The sequence below is a fragment of the Neorhizobium galegae bv. orientalis str. HAMBI 540 genome (assembly GCF_000731315.1).
GTDB lineage: Bacteria > Pseudomonadota > Alphaproteobacteria > Rhizobiales > Rhizobiaceae > Neorhizobium > Neorhizobium galegae.
This window is the reverse complement of record NZ_HG938354.1, coordinates 1,451,823-1,468,139: the sequence shown is the minus strand read 5'-3', so window position 1 is coordinate 1,468,139 and position 16,317 is coordinate 1,451,823. Positions and strand designations below refer to the sequence as shown.

Genomic DNA, 16,317 nt, shown 5'->3' with positions numbered 1-16,317 from the left:
CGCGCACTTGACCGGCTATCGGCGTCCGAGGCTATTTATACCCACGCCTAAGCGCCTGCGGGGGCTGTCCCAAGCTTCTCAGGAACGCCCGCCGCATTCGGCCGGCGTCGCCGAAACCGGCAGCCTCGGCAATGTGTTCGAGCGGTAGGTGGCCGGTCTCGACGGCCATCCGCGCCGTTTCGAGGCGCAGTCGCTCGACGGCCTTGGCCGGTGTTGTGCCGGTTTCGGCTGCAAACGCCCTTGCAAAGTTGCGCGGGCTCATCGCCGCCTGGTCGGCGAGGCGCTCGACAGTCAGCTGGTCGGCCAGATGCTCGCGCATCCAACCGATCAGCGCAGAGAACCTGCCCGTGTGCCCTCCAAGATCGACAAGCGCTGAAAACTGGGACTGGCCACCGGGCCGGCGTTGATGAACGACGAGCTGTTGTGCGGTTCTGCGCGCGATATCCGCCCCCAGATCGTCTTCGATAAGGGCAAGCGCCAGGTCGATACCGGCAGATATGCCGGCTGACGTCCAGACATGACCGTCCTTGATATAGATACGCTCCGCATCGAGCTCTATCTTTGGGTAGCGGCGAGAAAAGTCATGCGAACTGCCCCAATGCGTCGTGGCCCGACGTCCATCGAGGAGCCCGGCTTCGGCGAGCAGATAGGCCCCGGAACACACACTCGTCACGCGCCTTGCGTCCGTGCGTTTCAGCCATTCGAGAATTTCGTGCACGGCCTCCATGGAGCGGATGATCTCGCCGCCCGAGATCATCACCGTGTCGAACGGCCCATCCCGGAGCGGCGCAGCCGACAGCTTGAGGCCCGATGAACTCTCGATCTCGCCGCCACCCGGTGCCATCAGCACCAGGTCATAACTGCCCGGCCGGAATCGCTCCGCCATTTCGAAAGCCGACGTTGGCCCCGCCGTATCGAGAAGCTGGAAACCCGGATGCACCACAAGAGCGACTGTGCGAACCATGGCAGTTTTTGCCCGATTAATGTCATTTCAGTCAGACGATAGCAGCGGTAACTTTCCCTGCAAACAGGGCAACCGATCGATCGGGCGAAACTATCATGACGTGGCGGTTTGTTCTTACAGGCGGGTTGGGGCTTGCTGCGGTCTTCCTGGTGGTCGCCGGGGGCTGGATAGTCTTTCTGCCGTCTGCTTCTTCAGCCGGGGCCCTCCAGCCTATTCCCGGCGAGGAGACACGCGCCACGGTCGAGGCTTTGAAGCCAACCAAACGCGTCCGCCCGGTGGTCGCCGTCGTCGGCATCAACGACGGGACGGAGATCACCGATTACCTGATGCCCTACGGTATTCTGCGCCGCGCCGATGTCGCGGATGTCGTGGCGCTGGCAACGCAGCCCGGGCCGATGGTTCTCTATCCAGCGCTGAAGGTTGAGCCGCAGGCGACGATCGCGGATTTCGATGCGCAGCATCCGGAAGGTGCCGATTACGTCATCGTCCCGGCGATGGTCCGCGAGGACGATCCGGCGGCACTGCGCTGGATCAGGAGCCAGGCGGAAAAAGGCGCGGTGATCGTCGGTGTCTGCGTCGGTGCCAAGGTGGTTGCGGCCACCGGCCTTCTCGACGGGCGAAAAGCCACGACCCACTGGTATTCGCTGGAGGCCATGCTGAGGGAACATCCTTCCATCCGCCATGTCGCCGATCGCCGCTTCCTCGTTGACGGTCGCGTTGCGACGACGACGGGGATCAGTGCCTCCATGCCGATGTCGCTGACGTTGATCGAGGCGATCGCCGGGCGGGAGAAAGCCGAGGCTGTCGCGGCCGAGCTGGGCGTCGCGAATTGGGATGCGCGACACGCCAGTGGCGCCTTCACGTTCACGCGTCCTTTCGCATTGACGGCAATCGGCAATTCGCTCGCCTTCTGGAACCGCGAAACGCTCGGCATCGAACTGTCGCAAGGCGTGGACGAGGTGTCGCTTGCGCTTGTCGCGGATGCCTGGTCGCGCACCTACCGTTCGCGCGTGATGACCTTCGCAGCCAGCGCGGATGTGGTGGAGAGCCGCAACGGCATCCGCATCATTCCCGACGAGGTGAGCGCGTCGACAACGCGCATGCCCGCAGCGCCGCTGGGCCGCAAACCGGCGGAGGCGCTGGACGATACGCTGAAGGCCATCGCCGAGCGCTATCGGGAAAACACGGCCGATTTCGTGGCCATGCAGCTCGAATACAGGAGACGAGTGACGCCGCAATAGATCGACGCGGCTTACATCCTGCCGCTCGTCCCGCAAACGAGAAAGGACCAATCATGAAAGCTCTCATCGCAGGCGCCGGCATCGGCGGATTGACGACCGCGCTTCAACTCCACGAAGCCGGGATCGAGGTCGAGATCTTCGAACGCGTCGGCGAGGTTCGTGAACTCGGGGTCGGCATCAACATGCTGTCGCATGCCGTGGCGGTGCTGGCCGATCTCGGACTGCAGGCAGGCCTCGACGCTGCAGGGATCCGTATGCGGGAACTGATTTATACCAACCGTTTCGGTCAGGTCGTCTGGCAGGAACTGCGCGGCCTGGACGCCGGTCAAGAGGCGCCGCAGGTCAGCATCCATCGCGGCAAGCTGCTCGGCGTGATCCATAGAGCGGTGATCGCCCGTCTCGGACCCGACGTCATCAGGACCGGTTGCCGGGTTGAGGGCCTCGAGCAGACGGAAGGCGGGGTCGTGGTTCATCTCTGCGGAACGGACGGCTGGCGTGGCACGGCCCGCGGGGATCTGCTGATCGGCGCCGACGGCATCCATTCCGCGATCCGGGCGCAGCTCTATCCCGATGAGGGGCCGCCGATCTGGAGCGGGATCATGTTATGGCGCGGCGCCACACGCTGGCCGATCTGGCGCGATGGTCGGACGATGGTGATCGCCGGCGGCAATTTCGCAAAATTCGTCTATTATCCGATCGGAGCCGATCCTGCGGAGCCTGAAATGCGGCTGACGAACTGGGCCGTGATGGCCAAGGTGGGCGAGCCCGGCACATCGCCGCTACGCCGCGAGGACTGGAGCCGCTCCGGCCTGTCGGACGAGGTGTTGCCCTTCGTGCGTGACCGTTTTCATCTCGATTTCGTTGATCCCGCCTCCATCATCCAGGCCACCGAGAATTTTTACGAATACCCGAATTGCGATCGGGATCCCTTGCCCCGCTGGTCGTTCGAGCGGGTCACGCTGCTCGGGGATGCCGCCCATGCCATGTATCCGGTCGGTTCCAACGGAGCGAGCCAGGCAATCCTCGATACACGCTGCCTGGCACGACATCTCCAATCCGGAGACGGTATCGAGGCGGCTCTTTCCCGTTACGATGCCGAACGGCGGCCGGTCACGTCGGAAATCGTTCTCTCCAACCGCCTGGGCGGTCCCGAGGGGGTCATCGACATGATCGAGGCCCGTGCGCCCGACGGTTTCGACGACATCGATGCGGTGGCCTCGTTCGAAGAACGTAAAGCAATGGTTCGTGGTTACGCTTCGCTCGCTCGTGGGCGGACACGGTGAGGATGGTTCCATGGTTGCCGCCGCCGTAACGCTTTTTCTCGCCGAAACGTGTCTCTACGCGATTGCATCGCTGACCCACGCGGGCTTCCTCGTCGAAGGTCATGAGCACAGGCAAGCCATGATCGCCGAAGCCGTGATCGCGGCGATCCTGCTGCTCGGGTTGTTATCCGTCAGGCTCCGCCGGCCCTGGAGCCGCGTGGCCGCAACTTCCGCGCAGTCCCTGGCTCTGCTGGGCACGCTCGTCGGCGCATTCACCATCGCGGTCGGTATCGGTCCGCAGACCACGCTCGATTACGTCACACACGTGGTGATGATCCTGATCCTGGTCTCTGGTCTCGTCTGGTTGGTGAGGAGCCGAATTGTGTGGTGATCCTATTTAATCCTGTTCTGCATCCGCTGAGCCGCATTGGGAAGGGACGATGTCGCGCGCGGTGCTGCGCCGGCGGCTTCCGCCTGCAGAAACGCGGCGATATCGCCAAGCAGCATGAGTTCGGTTGGGGCGTGGGTGGGGTCCCCCGAAAGGTTGACGGTCTCCCGCGGGTCGGTCTGAAGGTCGAACAACTCCCGCTCGCTCAATCCTCCATTCGTATAGAGCGTCAGCTTGAAGCGCTGGTCCCGTGCCATCGTGGCCCGCATCGGCGGGTCCCAGAAACTACCGCTGTCGTTGACACCGGAGTTACGGTAGGCGCAGATCGCGCTGCTGCGCCGCGTCGCGTTCCGCGATGCCATTGCCACCAGATCCTCGCTTTCCGGGCAGGATTGCGTATCGAGGCCTGCTGCTGCGAGGCACGTGGCCGCCACGTCGCGACCTTGCGCAAGCGCGGTGCATCGGGAGCCGGCGTTGACGTGTCCCGGCCAACGCAGCAGTAGCGGCACTCCGACGGTAGGTTCGTAGAGTGCAACTCCCTTGACGAAAAGCCCGTGATCGCCAAGCTGATCACCATGGTCGGATAGGAATAAGACCAGCGTGTCGTCGGTCATCTCCGCTTCGTCCAGTGCCGCCAGAACGCGGCCGACCTGTTTATCGAGGAAGGCAATGGAAGCGGCATAACCGAGACGGATCTTGCGTATCTCCTCCGCAGAGAAGTCTGAGAAACGTCCGAGATAGGAGCCCTGCTGCTCCTGGCGGACGCATCCGGGTTGTATCGTGCGCGAAACCACCGGCTCCGGAATCTTCGCTGCATCGATGCAATTTCCGAAGGTGAGGGGGTAATCCTCATAGGGGTCGTGAGGGTCGAACAGGCTCATCAGGCAAAAGAAGGGCTGTCTTTCTGCTTTCATCGACTGGATGAAGGCAATGGTCCGGTCGGCCGCCCATTTGCTCATGTGTTGCGCTTCGGGGTGATGAAGTTCCTTTCGGCCGTTGCGTTGAAGGGCGTCGAGGAAATCCGGCGCCGTCTCGCGAAGCCAGGCCGCGTAGCCGTTGAAGGGGCTGCCGATCGAAACCGATGGCTCGAGACACCATTCGTAGATGTCGAAACCGTCATGCGGATGACGTTGCCGTTCTTCCTGAATACGGCTGCTGACATGCAGCTTGCCGAAAACTGCGGTCCGATAACCGGCCTCCCGCCGCAGCCGTTCGGTGAACAGCACTTCGTCCGGCGGCAGGTTGTCATGCACCCGCTGGACCGCATGACCCGGCACGGGCTTGCCGGTGAAGATGCTGGCCCGGGAAGGGGTGCAGATCGGGTTGTCGACTGTGCAGTGCTCGAATACCGCTCCGGCTTGGCCCAGCCTGTCGAGATGAGGTGTCGGAATCCAGCCGCAGCCATAGATGCCGAGCGTGTCCCGACGCTGCTGGTCCGTCATGATCATCAGAATGTTGGGTCGTGTCACGATGCCACCTCGACGTTCACAGCATGATGTCGGGAAGGGCGATCCTGGCCTTCTCGCGCAGTGCGGGAACGACCGATGGGTCAATCCAGCGATAAGGCCGGCGCAGCCGGGTCCCGATCTCCGCCCATCCCCCGATTGCAGCCAGGAGCTTGTCCAATGCGGCGTTGGAATATCCGTGCACCCTGGCAAACGGCACTATGTGGTCGTCCAGAAAGGCGCGCAGCCGTTTCTCGATATCAAGCGACCGGTCGATGTCGTCGGTCATCGCCGCGGTCCATCGTTGTGCTCCGGACGGGCTCAGGCAGGCAACGTTGGAGAACGCCCCGACCGCAACGCCCTGCTTGACGCCTGTCGCAAGATGATGCCCCGGGACATAAATTCCCCACCCATCGAGATGCTTGCGGGCCTGATCGTACCAGGATGCATCTCCATCCCCAAGCTTGATGCCCACGACTTGCGGTACGCCTGAAAGGATTGCCGCCAGTTCCTCCGGGGCAAAGACGCGCTTGGCATGCGGCGGCTGGTAGAGCACCAGCGGCACCGGGTCGGCAGCGCCAGCAGCCATCTGCAGGAAATCGGTCGCCTCCGCGGCCGTCACCGGCCACCAGTCGGGAAGTATCACCTGGATTGCCTCCGGTTCGAGCGCCGCCGCCCGGCGTACACGTTCCAGGGATATGCGGGGATCGGGCTGACACGCACCGATGACGAATGGCATCGCTGCAGGACTGCAGCGGTCCGCCAACAATTGTTGAATCCGGTCGAACTCCGCTTCCGTCTGGTTGTGAAATTCGCCAGCGGTGCCGTTTGAGTAGATGCCGTCCACCTTGGCGGCAATCAGTCGGTCGATCGCGTCAGCCAGACGCGGGAAATCGATGGAGTCGTCTTCATTGATCGGCAGCAATAACGTCGCCCAATTTCCCCGAATGCGACCCCAGCGGTCATTCCGCCGCTCGAATTTTGTGATTGCCACAACCAACCTCCCGTTTGCAGCAGCCGGATCCATGCCGGCCGGCCTCGCTCAGCTGCTTTCTCAATTTATCGACTTGCTAGATATCCTACAAGTCGATATACCTCAATCATGTCAATGTCGAAATGTGCATGGAGCAGTTGTTGGCCAAGCCCATAAAACCTCTGGAGCGTCCGCCGCTTCTGCATGTCAGCGTGCAGGAAAGCCTGCGCAGCTATATCGAGGACAATGACCTGACGGCTGGCGCGGCTCTGCCGCCGGAGACTTTCCTGGCGCAGCAATTGGGCGTGGGGCGCAATTCGGTTCGCGAAGCGATCAAGGCGCTGGAATCCGTCGGCATCCTTGAAACGCGGCGCGGCATCGGCGTTTTCGTCAAGGAATTCTCGTTCGAGCCGCTTCTGGACAATCTCGCCTATGGACTGCAGGCGTCGCTGCGTGATGTGGAGGAGTTGCTGGAGATTCGTCGCGTATTGGAGACGGGTCTCATCGACAAGACCATCGAAATGATCAGCGACGATGACGTGGCCGAGCTCCGACGGCTTACCGATCGCATGCGCCAGCGCGCTGAGCGCGGCGAAAGCTTCGCCGAGGAGGACCAGCAATTTCATCAGCTTCTGTTCCGCTGCCAAAACAACAAGATGCTGAGCGCGCTGATCGATATCTTCTGGTCGGCCTTCTACAAGGCTTCAGGCTTCGCAAATCTGGCAAGTCCCACGCCCCTGGCGACCTGGCAGGATCACCATGAGATCGCGGAAGCCGTGGCGGCGAGAGACGTCGAGGCAGGCCGCAAACGCCTGAGCGCACACTATTCCGGTATCCGGAAAGTCATCGCGATCAACCGGCCCGAGGAGGTCGATCCGGTTTAGCGATAATCGAAATATAAAAGAGGAGGAGAGCATGCATCGACGGAATTTCGGTCGCCTTCTGGCGGCGGGAGCCTTGCTTTTTGCCACAACTGCCGCAGTGGTGCCCGCGACGGCCCAGGCGCAGACGGGCAAGACCATTGTCGGCGGGTTCGACGTGGGCCCAGGTGGTTTCCAGGGCAATTTTAACCCGCTGACTGCCACAGCCGGCTTTACCTGGCTCAACACCTATTTCGAGCCCCTGGTCATCTACACATCCGATTTATCGAAACTTACCGGCGCGCTGGCTTCAGAGTTCGCCCTCGGCCAAGACAACCTGACATATACGTTCAAGCTCGCCGAGACGAATTGGCATGACGGAACGCCTTTTACCTCGGCCGACGTCAAGTTCACCCTGGAGCTTGCCAAGAATGCCGAAAGCGGCAGCATTTTTGCCGCGCGGCTTGCCGATATCGCATCGGTCGAGACGCCGGATGCGCACACGGCAGTCGTCAAGCTCAGCAAGCCGAACTCGGCATTCCTCTCCGTTCTGTCGCAGTTGATGATGCTGCCGCAGCAGGCATTGTCGTCGGCGAACGTCAAGGAGATTGCCAAGAGCCAATGGTGGTCCACCAAGCCGATCGGAACCGGTCCGTTCAAGTTCGTGAAGCATGTCAGCGATCAGTATGTCGAAATGGCTGCCTATGACGGCTATCGGGGCGGAAAGCCGAAGGCGGATCGCCTGATCAACCGCTATTTCGCAAATCCGGCTGCAGCTGTCGCGGCCCTCAGGGCGGGAGAGATCCAGTTCACCTTCGCCGAACCAGATGATGCCAAAACCTTCAAGGGCAACGGCAGTTTCCGGGTCATCGAGGGCGACTCCTATGTGGTGAACTATATCGGCTTCAATCAGCGGGCCGGAATCTGGGACGACCTTCGCGTCCGTCAGGCGGTCATGTACGCCATCGACCGAAACGCCATCGTCTCCAGCCTGTTCGGCGGTGCCGCCAAGCTCGCCAACTGCGGTTATGTCGCGCCGCAGCTCGTTGGGAAGGATCTGGCCGACTATGCCTACAATCCGCAAAAGGCAAAAGACCTGCTGGCGGAGGCGGGTTGGGAGAAGGTCAACGGCAGCAAGCCGATCCCGTGGCTGACCTACTACAATACGCCGCAGGTCGCCAACGTCATGGCGGCGGTGCAGGCGATGCTGGCGCAGGTCGGCGTCAATGTTGTTCCGCGCGCGCTCGACGTTCCGAGCTATAACGGCATCGTGCGAAGCGAAAAATGGCAGGATTTCCCATTGGTCTATGCGGGGCTGCAAAACGGCCCCAATCCGGGATCGCTCAATGTCGGGCTGAATGCCGCACAGACACCTCCGTCCGGCAACAACATCATGCGCGTCGAAATGCCTGCGCTGACGGATGCGCTGAATACGGCGATGGCGGAAACCGACCCGGCCAAGGCCGACGGCAGATGGCAGAAGGTCTGCAAGGAAATGAACGCTGCGCTTCCCTGGGCCCCGATGTGGGTTGCGAGCCGCTACGGGGTCGTGTCCAGCAAGCTCAAGGACTTCTTCTGGACGCCCGCTCCAGGCGGCGGCCCGTACGTCTCCCACCCGGAAAAATGGGATCTCGCTCCGTGATGTGTCCGTGAGCCGGGATGCGGTCTGGCGAGCAAGCCCGACCGCATCCCCCGCGGACCCTGTTGGTGAAAACATGCTGCAATACATCCTTCGCCGTACGGCCGTCGGCCTGCTGATGCTGCTGGCCCTGACGGTTCTCATCTTCACGTTGCTGCGGCTGACGCCCGGCGATCCGATCGATGCCTATGTCAATCCGTCTGTCCCCATTTCTGCGTCCGATCTCGAGATGCTTCGTACCCGGCTCGGTCTCGATCGGCCGCTGCCGGTGCAATATTTCGCCTGGCTTGGCGCGGCGCTGATGGGGGATTTCGGCTATTCCATCCAGTATAACGGCGAAGGAGTGCTGCCGCTTGTCCTTAGCCGCATCGGCCCGACGATCCTGCTGATGTTCAGTGGGCTTGTCATCGCCGTCGTTGTCGGCATCTCAACCGGCATCTTTGCGGCCGTCCGCCGCAACAAGCTGGCCGATCTTTCACTTTCGACGGCGGCGTTCGTGGGAATTTCAAGTCCGGCTTTCCTGACCGCCCTGCTGGGGCTCTACGTATTTGCGGTCAATCTGCGCTGGGTGCCGGCCGGCGGCATGCTGACGCCGGGCGCGCCTTTTTCCGTCGGTGACTTGCTGGCCCACCTCATCCTGCCCGCCACCCTGCTTTCGATCGGCCATGGCGCACTGATCATGCGATACATGCGCTCCTCGCTGCTTGAAGTGCTGTCGCAGGACTATGTGCGCACGGCGCGCGCCAAGGGTGTCCGGGAATTCTGGGTCATCGTCAAACATGCCGTCCGCAACGCCCTGCTGCCGGTGATCACCCTGATCGGCTCCACCATCGGCATCGCCATCGGGGGCGCGATCTTCATCGAGAGCGTGTTCGACTGGCCGGGCATGGGTTTGCTGATGGTCAATGCCGTCGTCAGACGCGATTACCCGGTCATCATGTGCGCTACGCTGCTGACGGGCGCCTGCGTCATCCTGGTCAACCTGCTCACCGACATCGCCTATGCCGCTGTCGATCCGCGCATCAAGGTGGCATAAGATGGCGAGCTTGACACATGCCGGCTCCGCCGGTCCCATCCGACGCGCACTTTCCCGCTTTTTCGAGAACGGTGCGGCCGTGGTCGGCTTGGCCATCCTGATCCCGATCCTGGTCCTTACCCTCACCTATGATCTCTGGTGGCTCCACAAGCCCAACGACATCGACCTGCTGGCGATGAACCAGGGGCCGTCGTCGGCCCATTGGCTCGGCAGCGACGGGGTGGGGCGGGATATCATGGCGCGACTGCTGCAGGGCGGACGGATCTCGCTGCTGGTAGCGACGGTGTCGATGGCGATCTCCACGTTCCTCGGTTTCTTCATCGGAGCCATCGCCGGCTTTGCCGGACGTTTCGTTGATGGTGCCACGATGCGGTTCGTCGATCTTGCGATGACCTTGCCGCCGGTCATTTTCCTTCTGGTCCTCGCCTCGATCGTCGGCAGCGGCATAATGCCGACCATCTTCGTGATCTCGCTGCTGTCGTGGCCGGTTCTCTCCCGCATGGTACGGGCTCGGCTGCTGGAACTGCGCGAACGTGACTTCGTGGTGGCATCCCGGGGCATGGGCGCAGGGCTCTGGCACCTGCTGATCCGGCATGGTTTGCCCAATACGATCGATATCCTCGTGGTCTACGCTACTCTGCAGGTGGCAAATGGGATCCTGCTGGAGGCCGGTCTCTCATTCCTGGGTCTTGGGGTCACGCCCCCGGAAGCGAGCTGGGGCAATATGCTGAATGCTGCCCGCGCCACGCATGTGCTCGAAAATTATCCCTGGCAATGGATGTTTCCGGGCGGCGCGCTCGTCGTGACCGTTCTTGCCATCAACTTCGTGGGCGATGGGCTTCGCGATGCCTTCGATCCGCGCTCCGAACTCAAGTGAAAGGTTGCACATGCCCCTCTTTACCGGTGTCATTCCGCCCGTCGTCACTCCGCTCACCACGACTTTCGAGGTGGATTATCCTTCCTTCGCGCGCGTCATAGACCACCTGCTCGATGGCGGCGTGCATGGCCTGTTCGTTCTCGGCTCGACCAGCGAAGTGGTGTTCCATGACGAAGCCACGCGCCGCAGCATCATCGAACATGCGGTCGAACAGGTGCACGGCCGCGTGCCCATCCTGGTCGGCGTGATCGATCCCACAACCGAGCGCGTGATCGCCCATGCAAAGGTGGCGCAGTCGGCGGGTGCCGACGCGGTTGTCGTCACGGCGCCGTTCTATGCCCGGACAAACCAGGCCGAAACCATCGATCACTTCCGCTATATCCGGGAGGCGATCGACATACCGGTCATCGCCTACGACATCCCAGTCTGCGTCCACACCAAGCTCGAACGCCGGACCACCGTGACGCTTGCCCGCGAAGGCACGATCGTAGGCGTCAAGGATTCGAGCGGCGACGACGGCAATCTCCGTTATGTCATGGCAGACACGGCCGATCTTCCCGATTTCTTCGTCATGACGGGATCCGAGATCGTCGCCGACAGCGTGGTGAACATGGGTGCGCACGGCATCGTGCCGGGCCTTGGCAATGTTGACCCGCACGGCTACGTACGCCTGTGGGATCTCTGCCAGGCGGGTGATTTTGCCGGTGCACGGCAGGAGCAGGAACGGCTGTGCCGGCTTTTCGAGATGGTCTGGGTCAGCCTGGCGCGGACCAGTGCGGGTTCTGCCGGAGTGGGGGCCTTCAAGACCGCCATGCGCAGGCTCGGGGTCATCGACACCAATGTCATGGCCCGCCCGCAGCGATCCCTGAACGACGAAGAGGCGGCCGTCATCGACGGCATCCTGCGGCAAACCGGGCTTCTGGATTGACGATGAACGCAGAGTCGATCCTCGAAATTTCCGGGCTGACGACGGTGTTCCGCATCGGCGATCGGGAGATCGTCGCCGTGCGGGACCTGAGCCTTGCCGTGGCGACGGGAGAAACCGTGGCGCTGGTTGGCGAATCCGGCTCGGGAAAGTCGGTGACCAGCTTGTCGATCATGGGTCTTCTGCCGCGCGGCGTTGGCCGTATCGCAGCGGGTACGCTGCGGTTGAAGCGCAAGACGGGCGAAGTCGTCGAACTGCAGACTATTGGCGGCGACACCCTGCGCCGGGTGCGCGGCAATGATATAGGCATCGTCTTTCAGGAGCCGCTGACCAGCCTCAATCCGGTTTTTACGATCGGCGAACAGATTGCCGAGCCGATCCGCATCCATATGGGAAAATCCCGTCAGGAGGCCTTGTCGGACGCCATCCAGCGGCTGGAGGATGTCGGCATTCCCGATCCGCACCGACGTGCCCGGCAATATCCGCACGAACTCTCCGGTGGCATGCGGCAACGAGCGACCATTGCGATGGCGCTCGCTTGCAATCCGACGCTGCTGATTGCCGACGAACCCACGACGGCTCTCGATGTCACCATCCAGGCGCAAATCCTCGACCTGCTCGGACGGCTGCAGAAAGAACGCGGCATGGGCATGTTGTTCGTCACCCACAATCTCGGGGTCGTTGCCGAGATCGCCGATCGCGTGGCTGTCATGTATGCCGGTTCGCTCGTCGAGACCGGTAGCGTCGCGCGGGTCTTCTCCCATCCGCGCCACCCCTATACCAAGGGACTGATGCGTTCGGTGCCGCAGCTTGGAACCGCGACGCTTCTTCGGGAGGCGGGCACTCCGCTGCCGACCATCGCAGGGTCGGTTCCGAGCCTCATGGACCTGCCGTCGGGCTGTCCTTTCGCTCCCCGCTGTCCCTACCGCATAGAGGTCTGTTCAGAAGCCTATCCGGCGTTGGCAGACGCCGGAGAGGGGCAGTTCAGCCGCTGCATCCGATGGCAGGAGATCTGACCGATGTCACAGGAATTTCTCCTCGAAGTGAGCCGGCTGGGCAAGGATTTTGCCCCGGTGGCATTTGCCCGCGGCCCAGTCGTCCGCGCCGTCCAGGATGTCTCCTTCAACATCAAACGTGGGGAAGTCGTCGGGCTGGTTGGCGAATCCGGCAGCGGCAAGACCACCATCGGCCGCATGGTCGCGCAACTGATCGAACCTACCTCCGGCAGTATCCGTTTTGAAGGCTCGGAAACGACGAGCCTGTCGCGTCGCGAACTCCGCGGCCTGCATGCGCGGGTCCAATATATTTTCCAGGATCCCTTCGCCAGCCTCTCACCGCGGATGACGATTGGCGAGATCCTCACGGAAGGGCTGGATATCCAGCGGATCGGCAGCAGGTCGGAGCGGGCCGCAAAAGCTGCCCAGGCCCTCGCTTCGGTGGATCTGCCGCCGGATGCGATTTCCCGCTACCCGCACGAGTTTTCCGGCGGCCAGCGCCAGCGCATCGGCATCGCCCGGGCGCTGACGCTTGCGCCCGAGCTGATCGTCGCCGATGAACCGGTGTCGGCGCTCGACGTGTCGATCCAGGCGCAGATCGTCAATCTGCTGCGCGATCTGCAGATGCGGCTCGGCCTGACCATGCTGTTCATCGCCCACGATCTCGCGGTGGTCGAATATGTCGCCGATACGGTGATCGTGCTCTATCTCGGGCGGATCATGGAGATGGCGCCCAGCCGCGAGCTTTATGCCAGCCCGCAGCATCCTTATACGCGCGCTCTACTTTCGGCCGTTCCGTCGCCCGACCCTTCACGGCATGCGAACCGGCAGATCCTCAAAGGTGACATCCCAAGTCCCGCCAATCCCCCAAGCGGTTGCGTCTTCCGGACCCGTTGCCCAGTTGCAGTCGACGCTTGCGCGAGTGCCGTGCCGCCACTGCGGGAAGGGACGAAAGGACACTTCAAGGCCTGCATCCGTGACGATCTCGGCTGATCCGGCAAAGCAGGCAAATCATTGACGATGAAAAACGGGCTCCTGTCGGCGTCTGGGTTGCCCGGCACGGTCCAGGCTTCGACGTGGATTTACGTCATTGGACGTAGTGCATCATCACAAAGAGTTTCTTCCTTCCCGGTGCGATTTGCTGTTGGCTTCCAATTCCGAAGCGGAGCCGTGTTCACGTCTTGTCTCATTGAAGGGCGGAAGCGGTGAAGCCTTGAACCGTCGATGGCCCGAATAGCGTGTTGGTGCACATTAGGAAGGCCAGCGAAGCGAGTGGCGCGCATGAGCTTGCTCTTGAGAAAATCGGTGAAATTGCTGGCGCCAGCAGCGTTGGCGCAGATGACCATCGCTTCGATTGTCTTCGGTATAATTACATATAATTACCAGGGCGATTTCCTGAATTCGTTGGCTTATACTTCGGTGTGCTTTCTTTTGATGCAGACAGGCTATTTCGCAGGTATTTTCTACATGGTATGGTCCGAGTTTAAGCGGAAATCATCGTAGGTCGATTCTTTGGGAATGACGGATTTTATCCTGATCGAAGGGTGAGTGATGACGAGCGACATCTGGATATCCATCAGGCTGCGGCTTGAAAGAGAGTGGCGGTTGCTTGATCCGGAGCGGATGACCTCTCCGCTGCCGTTGGAAGGAAACCAGGACGATCACGTGCCGGCTTTGCCCAGGCGGCGGCTGCGCATCGGAAGGGTCGATTGAGCTTCGACCGCTGGCCCGACCCGTTGTCGCCGGACGGCGTCAATAGCGGGGAGCACGGCAATTTCAGCCAAGTCGGCTCGTTTTCCGAGTGATCCTGTTGATTGCCTGACCCTGGTGTTTCCTGATGTGTTCCAGGACAGAATCGCGTGCTGCTACGGAGCCTGCCATGTCTTATCTCAGCAATGCCAAACAGTGGCTATCTGCGCTATCGGATGGGGATGTTCGTGGCATCGCTCATGAAATCAACAAAGACGGAATTTTTTGCGCTCCCAACTTCCTGGCAGCCGAAGATCTCAGCCAGATGCAAAATTTTGTCTCCTCCACGATCACGCGCGAGGGCCGCCAGACGATTTCGCTGAAAAGCGATGAGCTCGCGGGATCAGGCCTCGACGACCTCGGCAATTCCCCGGAATTCAAGGCTCTCTTTTCCCGCCTCTATTCCATCGGTCTAGGCCGGCCTGCGCCTGACGTTAAATTCTATCAGATTCTTCGCTGTCTCACGGGTAAAAGCGTGACGGAACATTCCTTGATATTTCACTACGATTCCTACGCGATCACGGCACTGCTACCAATCGAAATCCCGAAATTCGGCAAGCGCGGCGACTTCTTGATTATCCCCAATACCCGCGGAATCCGATCGAATTACCTGTTTAATCTCGCCGACAAAGCGATCCTCGACAATGCGCTCACGCAGCGGATCCTGCGCAGTCGCGCATCCGGCGGAAAGGGCATGAAGCATGTGTCGTTGGTTCCCGGCAATCTCTATCTGTTCTGGGGCTATCGCAGCATTCACACGAATGAGCCTGTCGACGAAGGCGCTGTGCGGGCGACGGCGCTGTTCCATTATGCCGATCCACACGCCGACAGTTACCTGAAGCGGCAGCTCGGCCGCGGTTAATCCGATACTTCCCGTCGCCGACTAGGCCGGGACGACCTCGGTTCCAGGCGACAGGGCGGACTTGTAGACGCTGAGCGTCTCGCGGGCGACGCGCTCGATCGTCAGATTGTTGATATGCAGCTGGCTCTTTGCCTTCCACATATCCAGCCGCTCGGGATCCGCCAGCAGGTCGCAGAGAACGGCTGCCAAGGCTTGCGGATCGCGCGGTGGGACAAGGATCCCGGCTTCGCCGAAACCGAGCAGCTGCGGGATGCCATCGACGTCGGTGCCGATCACCGCACAGGCCGCCTCGCGCGCTTCCGACAGGACGAGCGGAGCCGGATCGGCATGGGAGGGAAGGACGAAGATGTCGGCGCCTAACATGTAGGGAAACGGTTCGTCGATGGCGCCGACAAATGTGATGGCGCTTGCGCAGCCCGTTTCGCCGGCCAATTGCCGATAGGCGGCTTCAAAGGGCCCGCCGCCGGCGATATAAAGGTGACTGTCGGGATATTGCTTGTACGCCAGGCGGAAGGCTTCCAGGAGGTCGGGCAACCCTTTTCTGGGATGCAGCCCCCCGACGAAAAGTATGCTTGGACCGCGAAGGGACGCCGGCGTCCTGTCGCGCCCTTCGAACCGTGCCGATCCGATTGTGCCGTTGAGAACGACGCGCAGTTTCGATGCCGATATGCCGCGTTCCTGCATCGATTTCCCGACGGCTTCGCTAACGGCAATCACGCGTGTGCCAAGCCCCATCAGCACGGCGCTTTTTTCGAACGCATTGTGAACGGTGGTAATGAGCGGCGTCGACGATAAACGACAGGCTGGGACTGAAAGAACAGCGCTCGTCATCATATGCGCATGCACGATATCCGGCTTCCAGTCACGGATGAGGCGTCGCAGCCCCCAAAGCGACTTGAGCACGGTGAGAGGCTTTCTCTGCTGATCGACGAAAACCGTTTCTACCCTGTTGCGTGCAAGCAATCCGTCGAAATCGCCTCCACCGCTTGCCATGCAGACAGTGTGGCCGAGCTTTACCTGGGCGCAGGCGAGATCGACAGCTGCATGCACATTGCCGTTCAATCGCCGGGTGTGGTTCAGAACATGCATGATCCGCATAGT

16 protein-coding genes are annotated in these 16,317 nt (G+C 61.5%); 12 read left to right on the top strand and 4 right to left on the bottom strand.

All coding sequences use genetic code 11. The features are described from left to right. Positions 1 to 31: 31 nt before the first annotated feature. Positions 32 to 964 (bottom strand): GlxA family transcriptional regulator, encoded by a 933-nt coding sequence (locus RG540_RS29510; RefSeq protein ID WP_041365831.1) that lies wholly within the window; start codon positions 962 to 964, stop codon positions 32 to 34. Between the two features lie 95 nt (positions 965 to 1,059). Between RG540_RS29510 and RG540_RS29505 the strand changes: the two genes are divergently transcribed. The 3 genes from RG540_RS29505 to RG540_RS29495 are packed head-to-tail and all read left to right on the top strand — an operon-like array spanning position 1,060 to position 3,858. Next, a complete protein-coding gene (locus tag RG540_RS29505) occupies positions 1,060 to 2,205 on the top strand; it encodes a DJ-1/PfpI family protein (protein ID WP_041365829.1) in 1,146 nt (381 codons plus the stop codon). A 53-nt stretch (positions 2,206 to 2,258) separates the two neighbouring features. Continuing rightward, positions 2,259 to 3,488, top strand: coding sequence for a flavin-dependent oxidoreductase (locus RG540_RS29500; RefSeq protein ID WP_041365827.1), 1,230 nt, complete (start codon positions 2,259 to 2,261; stop codon positions 3,486 to 3,488). A gap of 10 nt (positions 3,489 to 3,498) precedes the next feature. Further along, positions 3,499 to 3,858, top strand: a complete 360-nt coding sequence (locus RG540_RS29495; protein ID WP_041365824.1) for a hypothetical protein — start codon at positions 3,499 to 3,501, stop codon at positions 3,856 to 3,858. 2 nt (positions 3,859 to 3,860) lie between these two features. Here RG540_RS29495 and RG540_RS29490 read toward each other — a convergent pair whose 3' ends face one another. Then, entirely contained in the window at positions 3,861 to 5,324 is a 1,464-nt protein-coding gene (locus RG540_RS29490; RefSeq protein ID WP_155414786.1) for a sulfatase family protein, read from the bottom strand. Between the two features lie 16 nt (positions 5,325 to 5,340). Beyond that, positions 5,341 to 6,294, bottom strand: a complete 954-nt coding sequence (locus RG540_RS29485; protein ID WP_244446731.1) for a dihydrodipicolinate synthase family protein — start codon at positions 6,292 to 6,294, stop codon at positions 5,341 to 5,343. A gap of 128 nt (positions 6,295 to 6,422) precedes the next feature. On the opposite strand from RG540_RS29485, the gene RG540_RS29480 reads away from it, so the two are divergent. The 9 genes from RG540_RS29480 to RG540_RS29440 all read left to right on the top strand — a co-directional run bounded on the left by RG540_RS29480 (position 6,423) and on the right by RG540_RS29440 (position 15,216). Next, a complete protein-coding gene (locus RG540_RS29480; protein WP_041365820.1) occupies positions 6,423 to 7,157 on the top strand; it encodes a FadR/GntR family transcriptional regulator in 735 nt (244 codons plus the stop codon). A gap of 31 nt (positions 7,158 to 7,188) precedes the next feature. Then, entirely contained in the window at positions 7,189 to 8,775 is a 1,587-nt protein-coding gene (locus tag RG540_RS29475) for an ABC transporter substrate-binding protein (RefSeq protein ID WP_041365818.1), read from the top strand. A 73-nt stretch (positions 8,776 to 8,848) separates the two neighbouring features. Beyond that, on the top strand, positions 8,849 to 9,808 hold the full coding sequence (locus tag RG540_RS29470) for an ABC transporter permease (RefSeq protein WP_041365816.1): 960 nt from the start codon (positions 8,849 to 8,851) through the stop codon (positions 9,806 to 9,808). Next, complete coding sequence (locus tag RG540_RS29465; protein ID WP_174479308.1) at positions 9,774 to 10,685, top strand: ABC transporter permease; 912 nt, start codon at positions 9,774 to 9,776, stop codon at positions 10,683 to 10,685. Before RG540_RS29470 ends, RG540_RS29465 begins: the two co-directional genes overlap by 35 nt. 10 nt (positions 10,686 to 10,695) lie before the next feature. Then, positions 10,696 to 11,613, top strand: coding sequence for a dihydrodipicolinate synthase family protein (locus RG540_RS29460; protein ID WP_041365811.1), 918 nt, complete (start codon positions 10,696 to 10,698; stop codon positions 11,611 to 11,613). A gap of 2 nt (positions 11,614 to 11,615) precedes the next feature. After that, positions 11,616 to 12,626 (top strand): ABC transporter ATP-binding protein, encoded by a 1,011-nt coding sequence (locus tag RG540_RS29455; protein ID WP_041365809.1) that lies wholly within the window; start codon positions 11,616 to 11,618, stop codon positions 12,624 to 12,626. Positions 12,627 to 12,629: 3 nt separating this feature from the next. Next, the gene (locus RG540_RS29450; RefSeq protein WP_041365807.1) at positions 12,630 to 13,598 is read left to right on the top strand and encodes an ABC transporter ATP-binding protein; all 969 of its coding nucleotides are present in this window, start codon (positions 12,630 to 12,632) and stop codon (positions 13,596 to 13,598) included. 558 nt (positions 13,599 to 14,156) lie between these two features. After that, positions 14,157 to 14,318 (top strand): hypothetical protein, encoded by a 162-nt coding sequence (locus tag RG540_RS32700; protein WP_155414785.1) that lies wholly within the window; start codon positions 14,157 to 14,159, stop codon positions 14,316 to 14,318. Between the two features lie 166 nt (positions 14,319 to 14,484). Next, on the top strand, positions 14,485 to 15,216 hold the full coding sequence (locus RG540_RS29440) for a hypothetical protein (protein WP_041365802.1): 732 nt from the start codon (positions 14,485 to 14,487) through the stop codon (positions 15,214 to 15,216). A gap of 21 nt (positions 15,217 to 15,237) precedes the next feature. On the opposite strand, the gene RG540_RS29435 is transcribed toward RG540_RS29440, so the two are convergent. Further along, a complete protein-coding gene (locus RG540_RS29435; protein WP_041365800.1) occupies positions 15,238 to 16,314 on the bottom strand; it encodes a glycosyltransferase family 4 protein in 1,077 nt (358 codons plus the stop codon). Positions 16,315 to 16,317: the final 3 nt, after the last annotated feature.

Excerpts from the sequence above, each read along its gene's own strand:
- RG540_RS29510 (WP_041365831.1), bottom strand. The coding sequence starts at position 964 with ATGGTTCGCACAGTCGCTCTTGTGGTGCATCCGGGTTTCCAGCTTCTC.
- RG540_RS29505 (WP_041365829.1), top strand. The coding sequence starts at position 1,060 with ATGACGTGGCGGTTTGTTCTTACAGGCGGGTTGGGGCTTGCTGCGGTC.
- RG540_RS29500 (WP_041365827.1), top strand. The coding sequence starts at position 2,259 with ATGAAAGCTCTCATCGCAGGCGCCGGCATCGGCGGATTGACGACCGCG.
- RG540_RS29495 (WP_041365824.1), top strand. The coding sequence starts at position 3,499 with ATGGTTGCCGCCGCCGTAACGCTTTTTCTCGCCGAAACGTGTCTCTAC.
- RG540_RS29480 (WP_041365820.1), top strand. The coding sequence starts at position 6,423 with ATGGAGCAGTTGTTGGCCAAGCCCATAAAACCTCTGGAGCGTCCGCCG.
- RG540_RS29475 (WP_041365818.1), top strand. The coding sequence starts at position 7,189 with ATGCATCGACGGAATTTCGGTCGCCTTCTGGCGGCGGGAGCCTTGCTT.
- RG540_RS29470 (WP_041365816.1), top strand. The coding sequence starts at position 8,849 with ATGCTGCAATACATCCTTCGCCGTACGGCCGTCGGCCTGCTGATGCTG.
- RG540_RS29465 (WP_174479308.1), top strand. The coding sequence starts at position 9,774 with ATGCCGCTGTCGATCCGCGCATCAAGGTGGCATAAGATGGCGAGCTTG.
- RG540_RS29460 (WP_041365811.1), top strand. The coding sequence starts at position 10,696 with ATGCCCCTCTTTACCGGTGTCATTCCGCCCGTCGTCACTCCGCTCACC.
- RG540_RS29455 (WP_041365809.1), top strand. The coding sequence starts at position 11,616 with ATGAACGCAGAGTCGATCCTCGAAATTTCCGGGCTGACGACGGTGTTC.
- RG540_RS29450 (WP_041365807.1), top strand. The coding sequence starts at position 12,630 with ATGTCACAGGAATTTCTCCTCGAAGTGAGCCGGCTGGGCAAGGATTTT.
- RG540_RS32700 (WP_155414785.1), top strand. The coding sequence starts at position 14,157 with ATGACGAGCGACATCTGGATATCCATCAGGCTGCGGCTTGAAAGAGAG.
- RG540_RS29440 (WP_041365802.1), top strand. The coding sequence starts at position 14,485 with ATGTCTTATCTCAGCAATGCCAAACAGTGGCTATCTGCGCTATCGGAT.
- RG540_RS29435 (WP_041365800.1), bottom strand. The coding sequence starts at position 16,314 with ATGCGGATCATGCATGTTCTGAACCACACCCGGCGATTGAACGGCAAT.